General features: G+C 65.1%; 20 protein-coding genes. 17 read left to right on the top strand and 3 right to left on the bottom strand.

Annotated features, from left to right (window positions below; translation table 11 throughout):
* Positions 1-6 precede the first annotated feature (6 nt).
* Entirely contained in the window at positions 7-528 is a 522-nt protein-coding gene (locus tag C8J98_RS19120; RefSeq protein ID WP_107914989.1) for a DNA starvation/stationary phase protection protein, read from the top strand.
* Positions 529-569: 41 nt separating this feature from the next.
* On the opposite strand, the gene C8J98_RS19115 is transcribed toward C8J98_RS19120, so the two are convergent.
* Positions 570-2,483 carry a M61 family metallopeptidase gene (locus C8J98_RS19115; protein ID WP_107914987.1) on the bottom strand — a complete coding sequence of 638 codons (1,914 nt, stop codon included), beginning with the start codon at positions 2,481-2,483 and terminating at the stop codon, positions 570-572.
* 156 nt (positions 2,484-2,639) lie between these two features.
* Here C8J98_RS19115 and C8J98_RS19110 point away from each other — a divergent pair, with 156 nt between their 5' ends.
* Positions 2,640-3,089 carry a DUF4442 domain-containing protein gene (locus C8J98_RS19110; RefSeq protein ID WP_107914985.1) on the top strand — a complete coding sequence of 150 codons (450 nt, stop codon included), beginning with the start codon at positions 2,640-2,642 and terminating at the stop codon, positions 3,087-3,089.
* Between the two features lie 175 nt (positions 3,090-3,264).
* Here the strand turns inward: C8J98_RS19110 and trxA are convergent, their stop codons facing one another.
* Positions 3,265-4,137 carry a thioredoxin gene (trxA, locus tag C8J98_RS19105; RefSeq protein ID WP_233260298.1) on the bottom strand — a complete coding sequence of 291 codons (873 nt, stop codon included), beginning with the start codon at positions 4,135-4,137 and terminating at the stop codon, positions 3,265-3,267.
* A 171-nt stretch (positions 4,138-4,308) separates the two neighbouring features.
* On the opposite strand from trxA, the gene C8J98_RS19100 reads away from it, so the two are divergent.
* From C8J98_RS19100 to C8J98_RS19040, 13 genes are all read left to right on the top strand, one after another.
* Positions 4,309-4,920: a paraquat-inducible protein A gene (locus C8J98_RS19100; RefSeq protein ID WP_107915047.1), complete on the top strand. Its 612-nt coding sequence runs from the start codon at positions 4,309-4,311 to the stop codon at positions 4,918-4,920.
* Entirely contained in the window at positions 4,917-5,537 is a 621-nt protein-coding gene (locus tag C8J98_RS19095) for a paraquat-inducible protein A (protein WP_107914981.1), read from the top strand. Before C8J98_RS19100 ends, C8J98_RS19095 begins: the two co-directional genes overlap by 4 nt.
* Positions 5,534-7,216, top strand: coding sequence for an MlaD family protein (locus C8J98_RS19090; protein WP_107914979.1), 1,683 nt, complete (start codon positions 5,534-5,536; stop codon positions 7,214-7,216). Before C8J98_RS19095 ends, C8J98_RS19090 begins: the two co-directional genes overlap by 4 nt.
* Positions 7,213-7,803 (top strand): PqiC family protein, encoded by a 591-nt coding sequence (locus C8J98_RS19085; protein ID WP_107914977.1) that lies wholly within the window; start codon positions 7,213-7,215, stop codon positions 7,801-7,803. Before C8J98_RS19090 ends, C8J98_RS19085 begins: the two co-directional genes overlap by 4 nt.
* 209 nt (positions 7,804-8,012) lie before the next feature.
* A complete protein-coding gene (gene leuS, locus C8J98_RS19080) occupies positions 8,013-10,760 on the top strand; it encodes a leucine--tRNA ligase (RefSeq protein WP_107914975.1) in 2,748 nt (915 codons plus the stop codon).
* Between the two features lie 2 nt (positions 10,761-10,762).
* Positions 10,763-11,311: an LPS assembly lipoprotein LptE gene (gene lptE, locus C8J98_RS19075; RefSeq protein ID WP_107914973.1), complete on the top strand. Its 549-nt coding sequence runs from the start codon at positions 10,763-10,765 to the stop codon at positions 11,309-11,311.
* An 18-nt stretch (positions 11,312-11,329) separates the two neighbouring features.
* Complete coding sequence (gene holA, locus C8J98_RS19070; RefSeq protein ID WP_199229963.1) at positions 11,330-12,334, top strand: DNA polymerase III subunit delta; 1,005 nt, start codon at positions 11,330-11,332, stop codon at positions 12,332-12,334.
* The gene (gene nadD / locus C8J98_RS19065; protein ID WP_107914969.1) at positions 12,331-12,972 is read left to right on the top strand and encodes a nicotinate-nucleotide adenylyltransferase; all 642 of its coding nucleotides are present in this window, start codon (positions 12,331-12,333) and stop codon (positions 12,970-12,972) included. Before holA ends, nadD begins: the two co-directional genes overlap by 4 nt.
* A gap of 311 nt (positions 12,973-13,283) precedes the next feature.
* Positions 13,284-13,619 (top strand): ribosome silencing factor, encoded by a 336-nt coding sequence (gene rsfS, locus C8J98_RS19060; protein WP_107915045.1) that lies wholly within the window; start codon positions 13,284-13,286, stop codon positions 13,617-13,619.
* A 7-nt stretch (positions 13,620-13,626) separates the two neighbouring features.
* Positions 13,627-14,097, top strand: coding sequence for a 23S rRNA (pseudouridine(1915)-N(3))-methyltransferase RlmH (rlmH, locus tag C8J98_RS19055; protein ID WP_107914967.1), 471 nt, complete (start codon positions 13,627-13,629; stop codon positions 14,095-14,097).
* A 10-nt stretch (positions 14,098-14,107) separates the two neighbouring features.
* Complete coding sequence (locus tag C8J98_RS19050) at positions 14,108-14,665, top strand: Maf family protein (protein ID WP_107914965.1); 558 nt, start codon at positions 14,108-14,110, stop codon at positions 14,663-14,665.
* 54 nt (positions 14,666-14,719) lie between these two features.
* Positions 14,720-16,207, top strand: a complete 1,488-nt coding sequence (rng, locus tag C8J98_RS19045; RefSeq protein WP_107914963.1) for a ribonuclease G — start codon at positions 14,720-14,722, stop codon at positions 16,205-16,207.
* Positions 16,208-16,234: 27 nt separating this feature from the next.
* Entirely contained in the window at positions 16,235-20,173 is a 3,939-nt protein-coding gene (locus tag C8J98_RS19040) for a YhdP family protein (protein ID WP_158272762.1), read from the top strand.
* Positions 20,174-20,303: 130 nt separating this feature from the next.
* Here the strand turns inward: C8J98_RS19040 and C8J98_RS19035 are convergent, their stop codons facing one another.
* On the bottom strand, positions 20,304-21,503 hold the full coding sequence (locus tag C8J98_RS19035) for a sterol desaturase family protein (protein WP_107914959.1): 1,200 nt from the start codon (positions 21,501-21,503) through the stop codon (positions 20,304-20,306).
* A 115-nt stretch (positions 21,504-21,618) separates the two neighbouring features.
* Here C8J98_RS19035 and tldD point away from each other — a divergent pair, with 115 nt between their 5' ends.
* On the top strand, positions 21,619-23,061 hold the full coding sequence (tldD, locus tag C8J98_RS19030) for a metalloprotease TldD (RefSeq protein WP_199229962.1): 1,443 nt from the start codon (positions 21,619-21,621) through the stop codon (positions 23,059-23,061).
* Between the two features lie 192 nt (positions 23,062-23,253).
* Positions 23,254-24,615, top strand: a complete 1,362-nt coding sequence (gene fliD, locus C8J98_RS19025; RefSeq protein WP_107914955.1) for a flagellar filament capping protein FliD — start codon at positions 23,254-23,256, stop codon at positions 24,613-24,615.
* Positions 24,616-24,900: the final 285 nt, after the last annotated feature.

Here is a 24,900-nt window from a genome sequence, read left to right as displayed (position 1 = left end):
GCAGCAATGAAGAACCCTGAAGCGACCAAAGCCAAGCGCAAAGCCGATCTGCACACGCCAACCGGCCTCGGCGCCGACGCCACCCGCGATATCTCGGCCGAACTCAACGCCCTGCTCGCCGACACCTTCGCGCTCTACCTGAAAACCAAGAATTTCCATTGGCACATGTCGGGTCCGCGTTTCCGCGACCTGCACCTGCTGCTCGACGAGCAGGGTGAGCAGATTTTCAATATGACCGACGACCTCGCCGAGCGCGTGCGCAAGATCGGCGGAACCACGCTGCGTTCGATCGGGCACATCTCGCGCTTGCAGCGACTGTCCGACAACGATGCCGATTTCGTCACGCCGCAGGACATGCTTGCCGAGCTGCGCGAGGACAACCAGCGCCTGGTCGGTTTCCTGCGCGAAACCCACTCACTGTGCGACGAGTATTCCGATGTCGCCACGGCCAGCCTCATCGAGAACTGGATCGACCAGGGCGAGCGCCGCGTGTGGTTCCTGTTCGAGACCAATCGCGAGAACACCTGATCGACACGGCGGCGCGGCGGACGCCGCGCCGCCTTCGTTGCTTACTTGCGTGGCGTCGCGATCACGCCGATGACGTCCTTGCCGTCGCCGCGGACCAGGTGCGGGTATTTCAGTCCGCCGTGGTAGTCCACCTTCACCGTGCTGTACTCGTCGATGTTCTTGACCAGGAACTCGATCGGCGTCGTGGTTGACTTGGCATCGGTCACCGCGTCCTTCAGCACCTGGGTCGAGTAATCCTTGCCGTTGACGGCAACGATGGTAAGACCCGGTACGAGGCCGGCCTTCGCCGCGGTTCCATCCCACTGCACGTCCTGGATCACGCCCTTGTCGGACACCTGCACGCCTAGCGAATAGGCGAAGTTGGCCGACTTGCGGAGGGTCTCGGCCGTCTTGTCGAATCCGCCCGGCTTGTCGTCGTAGACGACCTTCCAGCCGCCGTTCTCGATGCCGTGTTCGGGCAGCGTGTTGCCGGTGGCGTCGAGTCGCTGGCGCAGGAAACTCGCCCAGTCATAGGCCTGTACACCGTTGAGCGTGCTTACGACGTCGTCGAAGGTATAGGTCTTCGTGCCGTACTCGCCGTTATCCATGCCGTAGAACGCACGCGCGAAATCGTCGAGCGAATGCTTGCCGCCGGAGAGATCGCGGATCTTCGTGTCTACGTCGAGCCAGAGCAGCTGGCCTTCGGGATAGAAGTCCGTGCCGCGGCGATAATTCGACCAGCCACCACCACCTGCGTACGTGAGCGGTGCAGCATCGGCGGTGTCCTGCAGCGAACGCCACGAGCGGCCGGTGCGGTTGGACATGCCGGCCGAGATGCTGGCCAGGGAATCGCGCCACTGTTCGGTGGTCCAGATGCCGGAGCGCGCGGCGAGTACGCCGCACCAGTAGTCGGTCAGGCCTTCGTAAACCCAGAGCAGGTCGTCCTGCATCGTCTCGGTGAAGGTTGGTGTCCACAGGTCGGCGGGGCGGCGGAACTTGCCGTTCCATGAGTGCACGTATTCGTGCGGAAGCAGCGTGCCTGCGGCGAGGTTGACGTCGTTGTCGGTGAGGAAGTTGGCGAAGAGGCGATCGTCGCTCGACTGGTGATGCTCGAGGCCGAAGTGTTGCGTGTGATCGGAGTTGATCAGCAGGAAATCATAGTGCTTGTAGTGATGTGCGCCGAACAGCTTGTTGGCCTGCACGATCAGGGCACGCTGGCCGGCGATCTGCTTGTCGGTGGCTTTTACGCTAGCCGCGCTATCGCCGACGATGTTCAGATGGACGGCCGTTTGCGCACCCGGTGCGAGGTCCACGCGATTGAAATGGCGACCGGCAATCAACGGTGAGTCGACGAGATTCTCGAAGCTGACCGCCTTGAAGCTGGGCGAGGCGCTATCGGGCGTATCCGTTTCCAGTGAGCTGGCGAACTTCCATCCCGCCGGGAGCTTCACCGTCGGTTGGATCATGATGCGGCTGGTGTAGTAGCCCGCCGGATAGAACGCCACCTGGTTGAACTCGAGGGCGACGAAGTTCGGCGTGGACGAAGGGCTGGACGAGAAGCCGCCTGCTTCACGCGGTGCGAGGAACTCGAAGGCCACGTCGAGCTTGTCCACGCCGGCCGGAACATCCAGGTGCAGCGCGTACATTTCCTTGAGGTCACGGCGCCAGGTGAGCGGCTTACCGTTTGCGCTGATCGTCAGGCCGGCGACGTTCTGGATCGGGCCCGTGGGCGAGTGCTCGCCGGGAATCCACTTCGGGTAGAACAGCGTGAGCGGACCAGCAGCCACCGGGATGGTCTCGCGCACGTGATAGATGTTCTTCGGCGCGTCGGTGAGATCGACGTTCAGGCCGAGCGTGCCCTGGTAGGCCTGGTCGACCGGGGCGGGAAGATCCTGGGCGATAGCGGAGGAGCCTGAAAAAACCATCGCCACGGCGAGGGCGGCGGGCAGGGTGGCACGGCGGAGCGTAAGGTGCATGGCTCGGATTCCGGCGGCAGGTGGGTGCGATCGATGGTAGGCGCGTGGACCCGGGTGGCCCCCTGCCATTGGTCACCCCTCGTTTAAAACGGGGGTCTTCGTTCCCCACCCGGGCGCGACTACGATGACGGGCTCCCCGATCCCGAACCCCTTGTCATGAAAGCAAGCACCCTGCGCCGCGTCCTCAACTGGTGGCCACCGTTCCTGTTCGCCGGTGTGCGGGTGCTGCGGCTCGACGACGACTACCGCCATGCGCGGGTCAGGCTGAAGCTGGCCTGGTACAACCGCAATTACGTGCGCACGCACTTCGGCGGAAGCCTGTTCTCGATGACCGATCCGTTCTGGATGATCATGACGCTGAAAAGCCTGGGCGATGATTACATCGTCTGGGACCAGGCGGGCGAGATTCGCTTCGTCTCCCCGGGGCGGGAGGATGTATTTGCGGAGTTCCGCATCGAGGACGGTGTGCTCGACGAGCTGCGGGCGGCTACCGCGAACGGCGAGAAGTGCCTGCGGTGGTTTGATACGGATGTGCGGACGGCGTCCGGGGAGTTGGTGGCTTCCGTTCGAAAGCAGCTTTATGTGAGGCGTAAGAAGGGGCGTTGAGGTTTCTCGAATCGCCGATGAATCGGCTCCCACAGGGGCAAAAAGCATCGCCGATGAATCGGCTCCCACAGGGGGCAAAAAGCATCGCCGATGAATCGGCTCCCACAAGAGCCGCTCTGTGTGGGAGCCGATTCATCGGCGATGCTCTTGTGGGAGCCGCTTCAGCGGCGATGCCCTAGAACACCAGCGAAGCCATCTTCCGACGGTACTGGCTCACCAGCACCGCATCGTCCATCGTTGCAAAGGCCGCGAGCAGCCGCTTCTTCGCCTGGCCTTCGTTCCAGTCGCGCTGGCGCTTGAGGATGTCCAGGAACTGGTCGAGGCCGGCCGCCGCCTCGCCTTCGATCAGCAGGCGCACGCCGAGCAGGTCGCGGGCTTCCCAGTCGCTGTCGTGGGTCTGCACGCGGGCCTGGAGTTCGGCCAGTGACGGCGCACCGGCCAGGGCACGGGCCAGCTCGAGCTGGCTGCGCAGGCGCACGGCGCGCGCGTCGGTGGCGAGGTTGGCGGGCAGGGCGTCGAGCTCGGACTGGGCCGAAGCCACGTTGCCGGCGCGCATCAGGGCCAGCGCGAGGTCGAGCTTGAGCTCGGGGCGCTCCGGTTCCGCGGCGATGGCCTGCTGGATCCGGCTGATGGCTTCTTCGGCGGTTTCCGGCGTCACCGCTTCGGCGTCCTCGTCATTCGCGGCCTCGGCCGGCTGCACGCCATGCTTGGTCAGGAATTCGCGGATCTGGCCCTCGGGTAGGGCACCGGCAAAGCCGTCCACCACCTGGCCACCGCTGATCAGGATCACGGTGGGTATGCTGCGCACGCCGAACATGGCGGCGAGCTGCTGCTCGGCGTCCACGTCGATCTTCGCCAGCCGGAAGCCGCCGTTGTACTCCACGGCCAGCTTTTCGAGGATCGGGCCGAGCGACTTGCACGGGCCACACCACTCGGCCCAGAGGTCCACCAGGACCGGGGTCTCGAGCGAGGCCTGGATAACGTCGTTCTCGAAGCCGGCCGTGGTCGCGTCGAAGATGTGTTCGCTGGTGATCGGGGCGCTGCTCACGGGGGGCTCCTGGGACTCAGATTCGATGCCCCGTAAATCGGGGAAGAGGCGGAGCATATCAAGCCCCGACGCCGATTTAGGACGGATCCTACGTTGCCCGTCATGCGCCGTTTACGCGGATTTGCGATCATAGGCGGGTAGGCCACTGTGGCCTCGAACCGCCGGGACGGCATGCACCACGCCCACAACCTGATCATTTGCGAGCACTGCGACTCCGTTTACCAGAAGCGGAAGCTGCTGCGTGGGCAGGTAGCCGACTGCACCGTCTGCGGCGCCGTGCTGGAACGCCACCAGTGGATCGGCGTGGAGGGACAGTTCGCCCTGATCATTGCCGCCCTGATCGTCTTCGTGATTGCCAACGTGTCGCCGATCGTCACCCTGAAGCTTTCCGGCATGGCCGAGACGACCACCCTATGGGGCGCTGTCATCGCGATGTGGACCGACGGCGCGCAGCTGGTCGCGGCACTCACGGCGTTGACTCTGTTCTTCTTTCCCCTCAGCCAGCTGGTGATCTTCTGCTGGGTGCTCTGGTTTGCGCGCGACGGTCGCCGCGCGCCCGGGTTCGCCCAGGCCATGACGGCCCTCGTACGTGTGAAGCCCTGGAGCATGATCGAAGTGTTCATGCTTGGCACGCTGGTGGCGGTGGTCAAGGCGCACACGTATTTCGATGTGGTCCCCGGGCCTGGCATCTGGGCCTTCGGCTTCCTGACCGTGCTGATCACCGTCTTCTCGAGCCACGATGCCCGCCACCTGTGGGATATCACCGGGGAGGCGAAAGCATGAATACGCCGCCCCGGGCCCAGGAACTGGGCATGATGTCCTGCCACGTTTGCCGTCTGGTCACCGCCTACAGCGAGGACCCCCACGCGCATTGCCCGCGGTGCCACAGTGCGTTGCACGTACGCAAGCAGGGCAGCATCGCGCGTTCGTGGGCGCTGCTGCTGGCTGCGGCGATGTTCTACATACCGGCCAACGTGTTTCCGATCATGCGCACGCAGAGTCTTTCCTCGAAGGACGACAACACCATCCTCAGCGGCATTTTCGAGCTGTGGCGCGCGGGCTCTCCCGGCCTGGCGGTCATCGTCTTCACGGCGAGCATCGTCGTGCCCATGCTGAAGTTCATCATCATGACCACCCTGCTGGTGTCCGTGCAGCGGTCCAGTGGGCTGGTATCGAAGCAGCGGGCGAGGCTTTACCGCTTCGTCGAGCTGATCGGCTACTGGTCCATGCTCGATGTGTTCGTCGTGGCGATCCTTTCCGCCCTCGTGCACTTTCAGATTCTCAGCCGCGTCGAGCCCTTGCCCGGCGTGGTCTATTTCGGCGTAGTCGTCGTACTGACGATGCTTTCGGCCATGAGCTTCGATCCCCGTCTGATCTGGGACAACAGGAAATCGCAATGAGCGACACCAACCAAGGAAACACGCCGATCCAGGACGACGACCTGCCGCAACCGGAGGTGCGCAAGTCGAAGCTCGGCTTTTCGCTCATCTGGCTGGTGCCGATCATCGCCGCCCTGGTAGGTATCTCCCTGCTGGTGACGCACTTCACCTCGGCCGGTCCGAAGATCACGGTCACCTTCCTCACGGCCGAAGGCATCGAAGCCAACAAGACCCAGGTCAAGTACAAGAACGTGGTGATCGGCAAGGTCACCACCATGCGCCTGTCGAAGGACCGCACGCACATTTCCGTCGTAATCGACCTCGAAAAAGACGCCGCGGCATTCGCGACCAAGGGCACGCGCTACTGGGTGGTTCGTCCGCGCATCGGCGCGAGCGGCGTGTCGGGTATCGATACCTTGCTGTCCGGCGCCTTCATCGGCGCGGATGCCGGTGATTCCGAGGAAGACCAGAACGACTTCACCGGCCTGGAAACCCCGCCTGCCGTGACCCATGGCGCGCCGGGTCGCCGCTTCATGCTGCACGCCGCCGACCTGGGTTCCCTCGATATCGGCTCGCCGGTGTACTACAGGCGTATCCAGGTCGGTCGTATCGTTTCATACGAACTGGACAAGGACGGCAAGGGCGTTTCCCTGCAGTTGTTCGTCGATGGCCCGAACGATCGCTTCGTCAGCAAGGACGCCCGCTTCTGGAATGCGAGCGGTGTCGATGTCTCGCTCGGCGCCGATGGCCTCAAGCTCAATACGCAGTCGCTGGCGACCGTGATCGCGGGCGGTGTGGCTTTCCAGGATCCTCCGGGACCGCACGACGAAACCGCGGCGCCGGAAATGGAGGAGTTCACCCTGTTCAACGACCAGGCCACGGCCATCGCACCGCCCGACGGCAAGCCGCGCTACATCCGCATGCGCTTCGAGCACTCGCTGCGCGGGCTCACGGTGGACGCTCCGGTCGAGTTCCTCGGCGTGAAGTTCGGTCGCGTGGTGTCGGTCAACCTCGACTACGACGCGAAGACGCAGACCTTCCCGGTCATCGTCGGCGCGGTGGTGTATCCGCAGCGCCTGGGCCAGGCGCACGACAAACTCGCGAAGCTCTCCGGTGGCGACGACGACCAGGAAATGCCGAAGATCATGAGCGGTCTCGTGGCCCATGGCCTGCGTGCGCAGGCACGTAATGGCAACCTGCTCACCGGCCAGCTTTACATCGCGCTGGATTTCGATCCGAAGGCGAAGAAGGTATCGTTCAACCCGGACGCCCGGCCGTTTGAGATCCCGACTACGCCGGGTGACTTCGACCACCTGCAGGAGCAGATCGCCAGCATCGTCGACAAGATCGAGAAGATCCCGTTCGATTCGATCGGCAAGAACCTCGACGGCAGCCTGCACGAGCTCAATGGCACGCTGAAACAGGTCAATACCGAGTTGCTGCCGGAAGCCAGGCGGACGCTGCAGGGCGTGAACAAGACCGTCGGCACGGCCAACGACGCCCTGTCGGAGGACTCCCCCCTCCAGCAGAACATCGGCAATACGCTCGAGGAGCTGCAGCGCACGGTGCGCTCGGTTCGTGCTTTCACCGATTACCTCGGTCGCCACCCCGAAGCGCTGCTGCGCGGCAGGGGTGCCGATGCAGCGCCGCCGGTTTCCACGCCGTCGACCCCGAAGCAGGGCAAGGACGTACAGCCATGATCCAGACACTTCGCCTTGTCGGCGCCGCCAGCCTGATCGCCGTACTCGGCGCTTGCTCATCGGCGCCCACGCACTTCCACACGCTGGTGCCGTCCTCGGCCCCGATGGCCTCCGTTGCGGCGCCCTTCGTGATCGACGTGCAGGCTGTTGGCGTGCCACCGCAGGTGGATCAGCCATCCCTGGTGCTCCGTCACGGTGCCACCGGTGTGTCCGTCCTCGATGGTGAGCGCTGGGCCTCGCCGCTCGGCGACGAGATTCGTGGCGCCCTGGTGGCCGACCTGTCCACTCGCCTGGGCACGCACGACGTGCACGGACTGCCCCATGCCAAGGGCGACAAGGTCATCCGCGTGCAGCTCGATGTACGCCGCTTCGACTCCGAAGTGGGCGGTAGCGCCACGCTGGAGGCAAGCTGGTCGGTCCGTTCGGGCGAGACGGCGGGCGCCGCCTGCGCCTCGCGCGCCAGCGAGCCGGCGGGATCGACCTACGACAGCCTCGTCGAGGCCCACCAGCGGGCCATCGGCCAGGTAGCCGACCAGGTAGCCGCCGCCGTCCGCGCCGTCGCCGCCGGCCAGACCTCCTGCCAATAACCAGGAACAAGGCAGACAATGTAGGAGCCGATTCATCGGCGATGCGGCACCGTGGGAGCCGCTTCAGCGGTGAAAAGCCAATGAAGCGGTGTAGCCGCAGGCCCAGCGCCGATGAATCGGCTCCCACACAAAGCCAGCTTCGCTTTGCCTGAATCCTCCCCGTGGGATAGTCTCCCGCGATTGTGAGCATCCCACCGGTACCCAACACCATGCAGGACACCCAAGACCAGGGCACGCGCGAACAGGGCGGTTACGCCCCTGACGCCGTCGAGACCGCCGCGCAGCACTTCTGGAACGCCACCCGCGCGTTCGAAGTGACCGAGGACGCGAGCAAGCCGAAGTATTACTGCCTCTCGATGCTGCCGTACCCCTCGGGCGCCCTCCACATGGGCCATGTCCGCAACTACACCATCGGCGACGTGATCAGCCGCTTCCAGCGCCAGCAGGGCAAGAACGTGCTGCAGCCGATGGGCTGGGATGCCTTCGGCCTGCCCGCCGAGAATGCCGCGATCAAGAACAACACGGCGCCGGCCAAGTGGACGTACAAGAACATCGAACACATGCGCGAGCAGCTCAAGCGCATGGGTTTCGCCTACGACTGGACACGCGAAGTCACCACCTGCCGCCCCGAGTACTACCAGTGGGAACAGCAGATGTTCACCCGGCTGATGAAGAAGGGCCTGGTGTATCGCAAAAACAGCGTCGTCAACTGGGACCCGGTCGACCAGACCGTGCTGGCCAACGAGCAGGTGATCGACGGGCGAGGCTGGCGCTCCGGTGCCCTGGTAGAGAAGCGCGAGATTCCGCAGTGGTTCCTCAAGATCACCGCTTACGCACAGGAACTCCTCGACGGCCTGGACACGCTGCCGGGCTGGCCCGACGCAGTCAAGACCATGCAGCGCAACTGGCTGGGTCGCTCCGAAGGCCTGGAAATCCACTTCGATGTGGACGGCGAGGCCGAACCGCTGACCGTGTTCACCACCCGTCCTGACACCCTCATGGGCGTGTCGTACGTCGCGGTGGCTGCCGAGCACCCGATCGCCACGCGTGCTGCCGTGGGCAATCCGGGTCTGGCCGAATTCATCGAGAGCTGCAAGACCGGCGGCGTATCCGAAGCCGAGCTCGAAACCCAGGAGAAGCGCGGCTACTACACGGGCGTCGACGCCACGCATCCGCTCACCGGCGAGAAGGTGCCGGTATGGGTCGCCAACTTCGTGCTGATGGGTTACGGCACGGGCGCCGTCATGGCGGTACCCGGCCATGACCAGCGCGACTGGGAATTCGCCCAGAAGTATTCGCTGCCGATTAAGATGGTGGTCGTCGATCGCGGCGTGGTGGACGCTGTCGAGGAACTCCGCCGCGACCTCGCCACCGACGGCAGCGATGTGTTGCAGAACGCACTCGACGGCGGTTCGTCCGACGCCTATCAGTCGTCCTCGGCCGTCGAGACGATCAAGACCTTCGAATCCGATATCCAGACCGCCGGTGCCTACACCGAGTACGGCACCCTGATCAATTCGGGACAGTTCGACGGCCTCGAGTTCAAGGCCGCCTTCGACGCGATCTCCCTGGCACTGATCGCGGCTGGCCGCGGAGAGCGCCGGGTCAACTGGCGCATCCGCGACTGGGGCGTGAGCCGCCAGCGCTACTGGGGCTGCCCGATCCCGGTCATCTATTGCCCCAAGTGCGACGCCGTGCCCGTGCCGGAAGACCAGTTGCCGGTGGTGCTGCCCGAAGATGTCGCGTTTTCCGGCGTGCAGTCGCCGATCAAGGCCGACCCCGAGTGGCGCAAGACCACGTGTCCTTCGTGCGGTGGCCCGGCCGAGCGCGAAACCGACACCTTCGACACCTTCATGGAGTCGAGCTGGTATTACGCGCGCTACACCAGTCCGGGTGCGAAGGCGCAGGTGGACGAGCGCGCCAACTACTGGACGCCGGTCGACCAGTACATCGGTGGCATCGAGCACGCGATCCTGCACCTGCTTTATTTCCGCTTCTATCACAAGCTCATGCGTGACGAGGGGCTGGTAAACAGCGACGAGCCGGCGACGAACCTGCTCTGCCAGGGCATGGTGATTGCCGAGACCTACTTCCGTAAGGAAGCCAATGGCTCGCTCACCTGGTTCAATCCTGCCGATGTGGACGTGCAGCGCGACGAGCGCGCGCGCATCGTCGGCGCGGTGTTGCGTACCGATGGCAAGCCGGTGGAAATCGGCGGCATCGAAAAGATGGCCAAGTCCAAGAACAACGGCGTCGACCCGCAGTCGATGGTCGACAAGTACGGCGCCGACACGGTGCGCCTGTTCTCGATGTTCGCCGCGCCGCCGGACCAGTCGCTGGAATGGAACGAGGCGGGCGTGGAAGGCATGGCGCGCTTCCTGCGTCGGCTGTGGCGCGATGTCTCGGCGCATGCCGAGGCCGCGGTCCCGGCGGACGGGGAGAACGCATCCGCCGAGGGCACGCGTAAGGCGCTGCGGCGCCAGCTCCACGAAACCATCCAGAAGGTCACCGACGATATCGGTCGCCGCCAGTCCTTCAATACGGCCATCGCGGCGCTGATGGAACTGCTGAACGCCCTGGCGAAGTTCGACGACGCCAGTGCCCGGGGCGCAGCCTTGCGCCAGGAGGCGTTCACCGCCGTGGTCCAGCTGATCAATCCGTTTACCCCGCACATCGCGCATGCGCTGTGGCAGGTGCTCGGCCATGGCGAAACGCTGGTCGAAGACGCCGGCTGGCCGGCGGTGGACCAGGCTGCCCTGGTCCGCGAATCGTTGACCTATGCGGTGCAGGTCAACGGCAAACTTCGCGCTACCATCGAGGTGCCTGCCTCGGCTTCGAAGGAAGACGCCGAGGCCATGGCGCGCGCCGAGCCCACCGTGGCGCGGATGCTCGAAGGCCAGACCGTGCGCAAGGTGATCGTCGTGCCCGGCAAGATCGTCAACATCGTCGCAGGATAACCATGAGCCCGAACCTCTCCCGTTCGCTGCGTACCGCCCTGGTCCTCGCCGCCGTCGTGCTGCTCAGCGCCTGCGGCTTCCATCTGCGACAAACGGCGGCCCTTCCGCCGGGCATGAAGAAGATCCATCTCACGGTGGCCGGTGGCGGCGGCCTCGAGCGCCAGCTTAATCGTGCGCTGTCCAATTCCGGCGCGGAAGTCGTGGATCACGCCTCGGCCGCCGCCGCCGACCTGACGATCACCTCGAACACCTTCCGCACCGACTCGCTTACGGTCAGTGGCACGGCCCGCGTGACGGAATACGCCGTGCGTTACCACGTGGACTTCAACGCGAAGGCCGGCGACGGCACGGTGATCATCCCCTCGCAGTCGGTCGACATGTCCCGCGAGTTCAGTTACGACGCGACCAATACCATCGGTACGGCCAGCCAGACCGAGGAGCTGCAGCGCAGCCTGATCGGCGACATGGTCCAGTCGATCCTGTTCCGCCTGCAGGCCGCCGGAGCACATCCCGCCGTGGCCGCGCAGCCGACAGCCCCCAGCGGTACCTGAGGAAGCCTGACGGTGCCGATGAGCCCCGGCCAGTGGCAGAAGCACCTCGCCGGCGACCGCATGGCGCCGGTATACCTGCTCGCCGGTGAGGAGCTGCTCGTGCTCGAGGCGGCCGACGCCGTGCGCGCCATGGCCCGTCGCCTGGGTTACAGCGAGCGCGAGGTACTCGAAGCGGACAGCCGCTTCGATTGGGACGATCTCGCCCGTTCCTCGGCCGGCCTTTCCCTGTTCGCCACCCAGCGCCTGCTCGACCTGCGCCTGGCCGGTGGCCGTGCGGGCAAGGACGGCAGCTCGGCGATCAGCGAATTTGTCGCCAACCCTCCGCCTGACACCACGCTGCTGATCACGGCCACGGAGTGGAGTACCAAGCACGAGGCGGTGTGGACGAAAAACGTCGACGCCGGCGGCATCCAGGTAGTGTTCAACGCGCCACGCCCGAACGAATGGGCGCAGTGGATCGGCGCACGGCTCATGTCGCGTGGCGTCAAGGCCAGCCCCGACGCCGTGGCCCTCCTGGCCGAGCGTGTCGAAGGCAACCTGCTTGCCGCCGCCCAGGAAATCGACAAGCTGGTCGTCCTCGCCGGCGACCAACGCCTCGACGCGGCGACGCTGGAAGGCCTGGTGGCCGATAGCGCCCGCTTCGACGCCTTCAAACTCACCGACGCCGCGTTTGCGGGGGAGGGCGGCCGCGCGCTGCGCATTCTCGCCGGCCTGCGTTCCGAGGGTGACGAGCTGATCGCCCTGATGGGCTGGCTGGTCAACCAGCTGCAGCTCGCCCTGCGCCTGGCCAATGCGCGCGATTTCGCCGCGCAGGCCAAGGTGGAACGACTCTGGCCGGCGCGTGAGCAACTGTTTCGCAAGGCCCTGCGCCGCGCGCCCCGTGAACACTGGCTGGCCTGCCTTGCCCGGGCGGCGCGGATCGACCGCATGGCAAAGGGGCGCGAGCAGGGCAACCCGTGGCTCGAGGCCGAGCGGCTGATCGCCGCTATTGCCGAACCCCGTGCCGCGGCGGCTTTCGGATGAGCGAGGCGCGTCCGCTCGCCATTCTCGGCGGCACCTTCGACCCCATCCATCACGGCCACCTGCGGGCCGCGTGGGAAGCCGCCGAGGCGCTCGACGCCGAGGTCAGGCTGGTTCCGGCGCGCACGCCACCGCATCGGCCACCACCGGTCGCCGATGCGGCCGGTCGCGTTGCCCTGCTGCGCGCGGCGCTGGCGAGCCAGGACCGCTTGACCATCGATACACGCGAGCTGGATCGCGATGGCCCTTCGTACACGGTCGATACGCTCGCCTCACTGCGCGCGGATATCGGGCCGGACCGGCCGCTGGTGCTTCTGGTCGGGGCGGATGCGTTCGTCGGACTGGCGTCCTGGCACCGGTGGCGACAACTGTTCGAATTCGCCCACGTGGGGGTGCTGACGCGTCCTGGTGTCAGCCACACGCCCTCGGGGGAGCTGGCCGATTTCACCCCGGGACGCCGCGCGGAGCGGGTTCACGGGCCGGCGGGGACGGTGGTCGATATCGCGATCACGCCACTGGATATCGCCGCCACGGCGATCCGTGAGGCCTTCGCGGCGGGGCTCGAGCCTCGGTTCTTGCTGCCTTCGGCGTGCTTTGAGGATGAGACCCTGCTGGCGCCTTATCGCACCCTGGGGCGCTGATCGCCGCTGAAGCGGCTCCCACATCGCCGCTGAAGCGGCTCCCACATCGCCGATGAATCGGCTCCCACATCGCCGCTGAAGCGGCTCCCACAAGGAGGCTGCGGCAGACCTGTGGGAGCCGCTTCAGCGGCGATGCCTCTGCCCCAGGGTCAACCCACCGCCTGAATACCTGCCCAGGCATTTGACGCGCCCCGCGCCAGCGAGGGTTATACTGCCCTCGAAGCCGGCATTCCGCCGCATGAGGTTTTCGTATCTTGAGTTCGACCGCATCCCGCAAGGCCAAGGGCAAGTCCGCCGTCAGCAACGAGCTCCTGCGCCAGCGCGTCGTCGCCGCGCTCGAAGACCTCAAGGCCAAGGACGTCCGCGAAATCGACGTTCGTGGCAAGACCTCCATCGCCGATATCCTTTTCATCGCGTCGGGCACCTCCGCCCGTCACGTCAAGTCGATCGCCGACGAAGTCATCAAGTTCGCCAAGCAGGCGGGCGTGATGCCACTGGGCGTCGAAGGCCAGACCGAAGCCGAATGGGTGCTGGTCGACCTGGGCGACATCATCGTCCACGTGATGATGCCCCGCATCCGCGAGTTCTACGGCCTCGAGCGCCTGTGGACCGTGGGCGACGACGGCTTCGAAGCCGCCAACGACTGAGCCCGCTGTGCGGGCTCGACTCATTGCCGTCGGCGAACGCATGCCGGCCTGGGTGGCGGAAGGTTTCGCCGAGTACCGCAAGCGCCTTTCGCACGAGCTCCCGCTCGAGCTCATCGAGATCAAGCCCGGCATTCGCGGCAAAGGTCGCGATGACGTGCGCGCCACGCTCGACGAAGGCGCGGCGATCCTCGCCGCCTTGCCCCGGGATATCCACGTCGTCGCGCTCGATGGGCGCGGGAAGACCTGGTCGAGCGAAGACCTGGCCCGGCAACTCGAACAATGGCGCATGGGCGGTCGCGATATCGCCTTCCTTATCGGCGGGCCCGACGGCCACGCGCCGGAGGTGCTCGCCCGCGCCGACCAGCGCTGGTCGCTGGGGCCACTGACCCTGCCACACATGCTCGTTCGCCTGGTGCTTGCCGAGCAGCTCTATCGCGCCACCACCCTGGTGGCCGGTCATCCCTACCATCGCGCCTGAAGGACACGCCGTGCTCTACCTGGCTTCGCAATCGCCACGCCGGCGGGAACTCCTTGGCCAGATCGGTGAAGCGCCGCGCGTGCTCGATGTCGACGTGGAAGAGGTCCGTCGTTCCGGCGAAACCCCCGACGCCTATATTGCCCGGGTGGCGCTGGACAAGGCGCGTGCGGGCTACGCCATAGTTGCAGGCGAAGTGGGTGTCCGTGTGATCGGCGCCGACACGGAGGTGGTGCTGGGCGACGAGGTATTTGGCAAGCCGCGTGACGCGGCCGACGCCACCGCGATGCTGGGTCGCCTGTCCGGGCGTGAACACCGCGTGGTCTCGGCGGTCTGGCTGATCGACGCCAAAAGTGAGCGCCAGGCACTTTCGGTGTCGATCGTGCGATTCGCCTCACTCGACGCGGCCCAGATCGACGACTATGTAGCCAGCGGCGAATGCTTCGGCAAAGCCGGGGCCTATGCCATCCAGGGTCGCGCGGCGGCCTTCATCGAACACCTTTCCGGCAGCTATTCGGGCGTCATGGGCCTGCCGCTCCACGAAACTTCCCGACTCCTCAGGAGTCAGTGACATGTTGTCGGCGCGCGGGCTATAAAGCGCGATGACTTAAGGATAGGGGCTGGTGTGAGCGAGGAAATCCTGATCAATGTCACACCGCGTGAGACGCGGGTGGCCGTTGTCGAAAATGGCATGCTGCAGGAGGTCCACGTCGAGCGCGCGTCCAAGCGCGGCTACGTCGGCAATGTGTACAAGGGGCGCGTGCAGCGCGTCATGCCCGGCATGCAGGCGGTATTCGTCGAGATCGGTCTCGATCGCGCCGCGTTCCTGCATGCGTCCGATATCGTCCGGGCGCCACTTCCGCCTACCGATGCCCCTGTCGATGGCAAGTCGAACGGTCACGGTCCCGTACCGCCGATCAGCGAACTCGTCCACGAGGGCCAGGAAATCGTGGTCCAGGTGGTCAAGGATCCGATCGGCAGCAAGGGCGCGCGTCTGTCCACGCATCTTTCCATTCCCTCGCGCTATCTCGTCCTGCTGCCGCATTCGCGCACGCTGGGCGTGTCCGTGCGCATTGAGGAAGAATCCGAACGGCAGCGCCTGAAGGACATCATCACGCCGCTGATCGGCGAGAACCCGCTGGGTTACATCGTTCGCACCAATGCGGAAGGTCAATCCGAGGAATCGCTCGCGTTCGACGTGACCTACCTGAGCAAGGTCTGGCGCGTGGTCCAGGAGAACATCCAGAAAGCGAAGATGGGCGAACGCGTCTACGAGGAACTCTCGCTGCCGCTGCGCTCGCTGCGCGATTCGCTCAACGACGGGATCGAGAAGGTGCGCGTCGATTCACGCGAAACCTACGAGAAAACCGTCAAATTCGTACAGAAGTTCATGCCGGTGCTCTCGGACCGCATCGAACACTATGCCGGCGAGCGGCCGATCTTCGACCTCTACGGCGTGGAGGACGAAATCCAGCGCGCCCTGCGTAAAGAGGTTCCGTTGAAGTCCGGCGGTTACCTCATCGTTGACCAGACCGAAGCGATGACGACCGTCGATGTGAATACGGGTGGCTATCTCGGCAGCCGCAACCTCGAAGAAACCGTGTACCGCACGAACCTCGAGGCGGCGCAGGCCGCCGCGCGCCAGCTACGTCTGCGCAATCTGGGCGGCATCATCATCATCGATTTCATCGACATGATCGACGACGAGCACAAGCGGCAGGTCCTGCGCATGCTCGAGAAGGGGTTGCAGAAAGACCACGCCAAGACCACGGTGTACCCGATGTCCGCGCTGGGCCTGGTCGAGATGACCCGCAAGCGCACCACCGAAAGCCTCGAGCGCCAGCTGTGCGAGCCGTGCCCGGCGTGCAGCGGTCGCGGTGCGCTGAAGACAGCCGAAACGGTGATCTACGAGATCTTTCGCGAGATCACCCGCGCCGTGCGCCAGTTCAATGCGCAGAAGCTGCTGGTCATGGCCAGCCCGAAGGTCGTCGGCCGCATTCTCGAGGAAGAGTCCGCCGCGGTGGCCGAGCTGGAAGAGTTCATCGCCAAGAGCATCCGCTTCCAGGCGGAAGAGCACTATTCGCAGGAACAGTTCGATGTCGTGCTGCTCTGACGCCGGCGCTTGCCGGAACGTGGGCCGGTGAGTCCCGGCTGGCGCCATCGCGCACGACGCTTGCGGTTCTTCCTTCTGGGTCTGGTCGCGAGCGTGCTGGTAGCGCTTGCCCTGGTGATGGCGGTCGGCCAGCTGTTGTTGCCGCTGGCCGCCCATTATCCCGACCGTGTCGCCGCGCTGCTCAGCCAGAAGCTCGGCAAGCCGGTGCGTTTCGGCTCGCTGGAAGGTTTCTGGCGGCCTTCCGGTCCGCTGTTCGTCATGCGCGACGTGACCATCGCACCGACCGAAGGCGGTGACGCGCTGCGTCTGCCCCAGGCGGCGGTGAAGCTCGATTTCGGCGCCTTCGTGCTGCCCTCCCGGCACCTGCTCAACCTGCGCCTGCACGACATGCGCATGGGTCTTCATCGCGCAGCCGACGGTCGCTGGAGCATCGACGGTTTCGGTGCCGGCGGGGGCACGCAGAAAGTCTCGTTCGGCAACCTTTCCGTGGACCTGTGGCTCAGTAACCTTCACCTGGACATCGCCGACGACACCACGCACCGCAGCTACGGTCTCATCGCGGACCAGTTGCGCATCAGCCTGCAGGGACAGGCGGTTCGCGTCGGCGGCACGCTGCGCCGCGAGAACGTCAGCGGCCTCCTGACCGCGGCGGGGCGCTTTGCCGCCGACGGCTCCAGTGGTCGCGTGTACGTCAAAGGCGCCGACCTCGACCTCGCCGCACTTACCGCGGATTTCAATGCGGGCGGCTATACGCTCGCCGGCGGCAAAGGCGGTTTCGAATCCTGGCTGGACTGGCGCGACGGACAGGTCGTGCGCACGACGTCGCGGGTCGATTTCGATCAGCTCGCCCTGCGTGGTCCCGCGCGCACGGTGAGTACGCCGGGCGTGCATGGTCTGGTCGACATGAATCGCACCGCCGACGGCCAGCGCGTCGACTGGGCGGGTGCCGACGGTAGCGATATTGCTTTCGTGACACACGTGCAGGGTGATCGCAGCAACGACACGCTCGTCGCACGCAAGGTCGAGCTCGGGCCCCTGCTGCCGTGGATGGGCCTCGCGCCGCAGGTTTCTCCCGCCCTGGCGCACTGGCTGATCGATGGCCGGCCTCGCGGACACTTCAACGAGGTGCGCGCCGACTGGAATTCCGTCGATGGTCTGCGCTTCATCCATGCCACCTTCGCCGGTCTCGGCATCGAGGCGATCGGCAAATTGCCTGGTGTGTCGAAGCTCGATGGTGAAGTGTTCGGTGACGACCAGGCGCTGGCGCTCAGCCTGCCGAAGCAGGCGACCACGCTCGATTTCAGTGGCGTGTTTCGCAAACCCTTCGTCATGGCCTCGCTAGGTGGCGACATTGCCGTCTACAAGGATGGCGACGACTGGCATATCGGCGCCGATCCGCTGGATTTCCAGGGCGAAGGTTTCGGTGGGCAGGCGCGCGGCGAATTCGTCCTTCCCGGTGCGGATACCGGACCCTTCATGGACATGTACGTCGCCCTCGGACCTGGCGATGTGCCGGCGGCCAAATTGTTTTGGCCGCATTCCATGTCCGAAGGATCACAGAACTGGCTCAACCGTGGCCTGGTGTCGGGGCGCATCGAAAGTGGCGCCGCCGTGGTGCGCGGCAACCTGCGCGACTGGCCCTTCCGTAACCAGGAAGGTCGTTTCGAGGGTCGTGCGGTCATCGACGATACCGTGCTCGACTACGGCACGGGCTGGCCGCGCGCGGAAGGTCTTTCGGCGGTAGCCACCTTCGTCGACAACGGCATGTTCGTCGAGGCGACCGAGGGCCACTCGCTCGGCAATGCCGTCAGTTCCGCGACCGCCGCCATTCCCGATTTTGCCGACGGCATCCTCGACCTGAAAGTGAGTGGAGCCGGCACCGGAACCAGCTTCCTCGATTTCGTCAAGAACAGCCCCATCGCCAGCAGCAGTCGCGAGTCGCTCGACAAGCTGAAGCTGGGTGGCACCGGCGAGTTCGGCTTCAATATGTTGCTGCCGCTGGCCAATGCGCGCGACGTGACCCTGGACGGCAAGGCCACGCTGAAAGACGCGGACCTCGTCGCCAACGAATGGAAGCTGCGCCTGGACAAGATCACCGGGCCGATGAGCTTCGATGCGAAGGGCTTCACGGCCACGGGGTTGAAGACCTCGTTCCACGGCCAGCCGGCCGATCTCGATCTCGCCATCGCGGCGGCGACAGGCGATCCGGCGAAGGTCATCGATGCCTCGATCACCGGCGCCTTCGCCGTGAACGAGATGGTCGCCGATTACGAAAACCTGAAGTGGCTTGGCGATACCGCCAGGGGTCGCGGCAATTTCCGTATTGGCTACGTGTTGTCGAAAACAGGGCAGGGCGACGCGACGGCGCAGGCGTTGACCGTCGACTCGGACCTCCGCGGCGTGGAGCTTCTCCTGCCGACGCCCGTGAAAAAGCCTGCGCCCGTCGCCGAGCCACTGTCGGTGCGCGTCGGCCTGCCGGTGGACGGCGCGCGCCTTGACCTCGCCCTGGGTGACATCGTGCGCGGTCGCTTGCGTCTGCCAACCGACAAAGTACCGATCGCCGCGGCGTTCAATCTCGGCGCAAGCGTACCCAGTGCCATGCCTGCGCAGGGTTACCTCATCGGCGGCCACGCAGCGAAACTCGACGTGTCCGGCTGGGTGCAATACGTCGTTGGCATGTCGGCGAGCGGCAGTGGCGGACCCGGCCTCAGCGGGCTGGATATCGTCACTGACGACGGCGAAGTGTTCGGCCAACACTTCTCCAACATGCACATCGTCGCCCGGCCGGGTCCGCAGGATCTGTCGCTACGCGTCGACAGCGATGCCATGGCCGGGCAGCTCACCGTACCCAACGACGAACTGCGTCGTCGCGGCATCACGGCGCGCATGGACCGACTGTGGTGGCCCGCGGCGGACGACACGGCGGACGCCACCAGGAAGGGCAAGGCTGCCGCGGGCGCTGCGGCGACCGTGGCGTCGACGACGTTGAAGGCGGAAGACAAGGCCAATGCAACGGCCACCGTCACGACGACGCCAGCCTCGGAAAGTGCCACTGCGGCCGGTGCGAGCGCCACGGCAGCTGCCGCCACAGTCAAAAAGGCTGCGGACGCGAATGAGACCGGCGTAGCTCCCGCCAGCCTGCCGCCCCTGCACCTGCAGGTCACCGACATGCGCCTGGGCAAGGCGAAGCTCGGCGAAGCGCGGCTGGAGACATGGCCGACCGACGAGGGCATGCACATCGATCAGCTGCGAGCCCAGTCGAAGAATGTGCAGATCACCGCTGCCGGTGACTGGATCGGCGACGAGAAGCGCAGCCGCACGCACCTGGCCATGGACTTCGCCTCCGAAGACGTCGCCCGCATGCTCGATGCGCTCGGCTTCGTCGGTATTTTCCAGGGCGGACGCACGTCGGCGAAACTCGACGCGGTGTGGCCGGGCGGTCCGTCAGCGCTGGCGTTGGCGAACATGGACGGCACGCTGAAGGTGGACATCGCGAAGGGTCGCATTCTCGAAGTGCAGCCCGGCGTCGGTCGACTCTTCAGCCTCGTCTCCGTCACCGAACTGCCGCGTCGCCTCTCGCTCGACTTCGGTGACGTCGTGGGCAAGGGCTTCGGGTTCGACTCCATCACCGGCGACTTCCGGTTCGCCAATGGCGATGCGAGCACACAGAACCTCAAGATCCGCGGCCCTGCCGCCGAGATCACCATTACCGGGCGTACCGGGCTCAAGACACACGACTACGACCAGGAAGTGTTGGTGGTACCTCACCTTGGCAGCAGCCTGCCGATCGTCGGCGCCATCGCCGGTGGGCCCGTCGGCGCCGCCGCCGGACTCGCGGTCCAGGGCATCCTCGGTCACGGCCTCAACCAGGCCGCCCGCAAGCGCTATCACGTCACCGGCACCTGGGAAAAACCCGTCTTCACACCGATCGAAAAAGGCACCCCCTCCACCGCCCCCCTGCTCTAACGCCTATCCCCATCCGGGCGAAATCCTGCTCGCCATTGTCCCCTGGCCGGAACTGTCCAAGACCCTTCCGCCAAGAAAGCGTGCGGCGCCGCGCCCGGCATCTCCTGCCAAGCGCGGCCCGCGCGCGTGATCACGGCTTCTGTCGACGAAACGGAAACAGCTGCTGCCGGACGAATCCCTCCGGCATGTAATCCCCGACCACGCCGTATTTCGCGGGAAACTTCGTCTTCGTGGTCTTCACGGCCGTACCGAAGAGGTAATCCAGAAACGCCCAGTGCGCCGCGTAGTTCTTGTCGATCGCTTCGTCGTCCGAGGCGTGGTGCCAGTGGTGGAAGTCCGGCGTCACGACGACGTACTTCAGCGGACCCCACGGCAGGTGCACGTTGGCGTGATTGAACACGGCCTGGAAGCCCACGACGATGATGTATGCATTCATCACCGCCTCGCTGAAGCCGAGCACGTAAAGCGGTGCGAGCACACAGACGCGGGTGAAGATCAGTTCGAGCATGTGCTGGCGCGAGCCGGCCAGCCAGTCCATCGTCTTCACGCTGTGGTGCACGGCGTGGAAGCGCCACAGGAAAGGGACTTCGTGGTATGCGCGGTGCGTCCAGTATTGCGCCATGTCGGCGACGAGGACGCACAGCAGTAGCTGCGGCACGAACTGGATGCCGGCAATCATCTGTTGGAACTTGCTGCTCACCAGCCAGCCGAATGCGTGGTGGATGAGGAAGTTCACGATCAGCAGTGCCAGACCCACGATAAAGTGGTTCACGGCGAAATGCTTCATGTCGGTCTGCCACTCGAAGCGGAAGACGCTCTGTCCACGGTAGAGCGGAAAGAGCTTTTCGATCACCACGAACAATACGGTCGAGCCGAGCAGGTCGAGGATGAACCAGTCCAGGCCGATATACGGTGTGTGATCGGGGAAAGCCCCCACCGGCACGCGCGAGCCGCCCAGCGCGACGGCGGCGATCACCATGACGAACGCGGCGATGTTGAGATTGCGCTTACGGCCGAGGATAACGTTCGCCAGCGACAGACCGCCCGCGACAAGCAGGCCGCCGAGCAAGGCCTGGCGAAGCACGTCGACCGAGTACTTGTGGCGCAGGTCGGGCGTGGTCAGGTATTGCGGGTAGTGGAAGGCGACCACCGCCAGCAGGCAGAGGAAGCCGAGCGACAGCGTGATCGCCGTGCTTACCATCGCCTTGCCGGGCGACAGTTCGCCACTCTTGTGCAGCAACTCACGGGCCTCGTCGACCACGGCCTCGGCGCGCCGGACAGGCGCTGCCGCGGCGCGGCGGGCGAAGTCCCTCTTGATTCCCTTGCTCATCGTGGTCCGTTCCCCTGGATTCGCCGCCATCGTAGCAATTTGCGGGGGTCCCAGGGTTTAAGCTGCCTCCATCCGACCCCATTTCCGGGGATATCCCGATTCCCTACCGGCAGACCTGATGGACTCCCTGATTTCCCTCGCCGAACGTCGCCTGCTCACCCCCGGCGGCCTCGCTTCCACTGACCTGGATCGCGTGTTCTCCCAGCTCATGGGGCCGTCGATCGACGCGGCCGATCTCTACTTCCAGCATTCGCGCAGCGAATCCTGGGTGCTGGAGGAGGGCATCGTGAAGGACGGCAGCCATTCCATCGAGCAGGGCGTCGGTGTTCGCGCCATTTCAGGCGAAAAGACCGGCTTCTCCTATTCCGATGAAATCGTCTTGCCGCAGCTGCTCGAGGCGTCGCGCGCGGCGCGGGCCATCGCCCAGGGCGGTGCCGGCGCGGGCAAGCCGCTGGCCATCGCCACCGGTCGCGGTCTCTACCCGGCCATCGACCCCGTGGAGAGTCTGCCCAACGAGGACAAGATCGCGTTGCTGCGCGAGGTGGATGCCTACGCGCGCTCGCGCGATCCGCGCGTCAAGCAGGTCGTGGTCAGCCTGGCGGCCACGCTGGATACCATTCTCGTGGCCGCGTCCGACGGTACGTTGGCGGCCGACGTGCGTCCGTTGGTTCGCCTCAACATCCAGGTGATCGTCGAGCAGAATGGCCGGCGCGAGCAGGGTCATTCCGGTGGCGGCGGTCGTTACGGTTATGGCGAGCTGATCGCCAACGGTCGTGCGCACGCCTTCGCTGACGAAGCGGTGCGCCAGGCGCTGGTCAACCTCGAAGCCGTGGATGCCCCGGCAGGCACGATGACCGTCGTGCTCGGTCCCGGCTGGCCCGGCGTGCTGTTGCATGAAGCGATTGGCCACGGTCTGGAAGGTGACTTCAACCGCAAGGGGAGTTCGGCATTCGCTGGCCGGATCGGACAGCGAGTCGCGGCCGAGGGCGTTACCGTCGTCGACGACGGTACGCTGTCGGGTCGCCGCGGTTCGCTCAGCATCGACGACGAGGGCACGCCGACCGAGTGCACCACGCTGATCGAGAACGGCATCCTCAAGGGCTACATGCAGGACAAGCTCAACGCGCGCCTGATGGGCGTGAAATCCACCGGTAACGGTCGCCGCGAGTCGTTCGCGCAGTTGCCCATGCCGCGCATGACCAACACCTACATGCTCGCCGGCAACCGCGAGCCGGAAGAAATCATCCGCTCGGTGAAGCGCGGCATCTACGCCGTCAACTTCGGCGGTGGTCAGGTCGACATCACCAACGGCAAGTTCGTCTTCTCGGCAAGCGAGGCTTACCTCATCGAGGACGGCAAGGTGACGCGTCCGGTGAAGGGCGCGACCCTGGTCGGCTCCGGCCCGGAAGTGCTCACGCGCGTCTCGATGATCGGCAACGATCTCAAGCTCGACGAAGGCGTCGGCGTGTGCGGCAAGGATGGGCAGAGCGTCCCGGTCGGTGTCGGCCAGCCGACGCTGCGCGTGGACGCCATGACCGTAGGCGGCACGGCCGCCTGACATGTGGGAGCCGCTTCAGCGGCGAAAAGCCAACGGAGCGGTTTAGCCGGTGCGGCCATCGCCGGCACAGCCGGCTCCCACATGAAATTGCGATGGCATCGTAATTGCTTGCGAGTAGGGATATCAGCGTGACGGCGTCTGTGCCGTCAACATCCCGACGCCCTGGGCAGGCGTTCTCAAGGAGAGAACCTCGTGGCAACCAATACCATCAACCTTGGCTCGAGCTCGATCGATGTCTCCAGCATCGTCACGAATCTGACGAACAACAAGCGCAAGGCTACGGACAAGGCGCTGACGGCGCAGACCACGTCGAACAAGACGCAGATCTCGGCACTCGGCAACTTCACCGCTTCGCTGACCAGCCTGCAGAATGCGATCAAGGCCCTCTCGGACGGCTCGGCCTTCAAGACGCACAAGACGACGATAAGCGAACCCACCGTGCTTTCTGCCGTCACCGATGCCGATGCACAGTCCAATACGTACACCATCGAAGTGACTAAGCTCGCCACCGCACAGAAGACCACCTCGGTGGCTTTCGCCGGCGGCGGCAAGACGTCGGTAGGCGTGGGGTCGCTGACGATCGCCATTGGCGCGAAGTCGATGACCCTAGACGTCAAGCCACCCGCGAACACGCTGGAGAACATCCGCGACGCGATCAATAAGGCTTCCGGTAACCCAGGCGTCACGGCCAGCATCGTCACCGGCACGGACGGTGCGCACCTGACGCTCACATCGAGTTCGACCGGCAAGCAGAACGCATTCAAGGTTTCCGCCAGCGGCGACGCCGCGCTGGCGCAACTCGCCTTCGACCCGGCGACGGACGGCGCGACCGTCGTGGCGCAGGATGCGGAGTTCACCATCGACGGCAACACGAAGGCGACGAGTCCCACCAATACCGTGGCATCGGCGATCGACGGTGTGACGCTCACGCTGAGCAAAGCCGGCACCACCACCGTCGCCGTCCAGACCGACACGAGCGCCGTCGCTACGGGCCTGACCTCACTGGTGACTGCCTACAACCAGTTCATCACGCAGTACCAGACGCTGACCAAGTACGACCCGACAAGCCAGCAGGTGGGCGCGTTGATTGGCGACGCCACCGTGACGTCGATCAAGAGTCAGATGTCGACGCTGCTCGGCTCGCAATCGTCGGGCAACACGACCGGGCCGCGTTCGCTCAGCGACCTCGGCGTGGCATTCCAGTTGGGTGGAACGCTGAAGTTCGACGCAACCAAGCTGACCAAGGCCCTCGCTACCTCTCCGGGCGAGACCCAGGCATTACTCAGCGGCTCGCAAGGCGTCACGGTAAAACTCGACAAGATGATCGCCGACTGGACATCGTCCAAAGGCATCCTGAGCCAACGCACCGCCAATTTAAATTCGCGCGCAAAAGACATCGTCAAAAAAACGGCGGACTTCGAAGTGACGATGCAGGCATTCGTCGACCGCATTACGAAGCAGTACACGGCGCTGGACACGATGATGACGAAACTGAGCAGCACCAGCAGCTACCTTCAGCAGCAGTTCGACGCGCTGTCATCGAACAAGGGCTGATCGTTGCGACGTACCTCGAAAGAGGTATGCCGCGGTAATACGCACGACGAGGGAGAAACGGCTTGGCCGTTTCTATCCTGGCGAGAACAAACAGGACGTGCGTCACGAAACGCGAGCGTATGGTGGCGAAAGTCCCTGATAGTTGATCGCAAGGTATTGTGAGTGTCATCTGGCAAGCGGATGATCCGCCGGCAGACAGCGTATGGACGGCTATTTCGTCCCACTCACCATGTATCGACAGCAGTAAAGCCGGCAGCTCCGACCGCCGGCTCGTGCCGTCGTGCG

The organism is Luteibacter sp. OK325 (assembly GCF_003050935.1).
GTDB lineage: Bacteria > Pseudomonadota > Gammaproteobacteria > Xanthomonadales > Rhodanobacteraceae > Luteibacter.
Note: the sequence above shows the minus strand (reverse complement) of the source record. Positions and strands in the feature narration are given on the sequence as shown.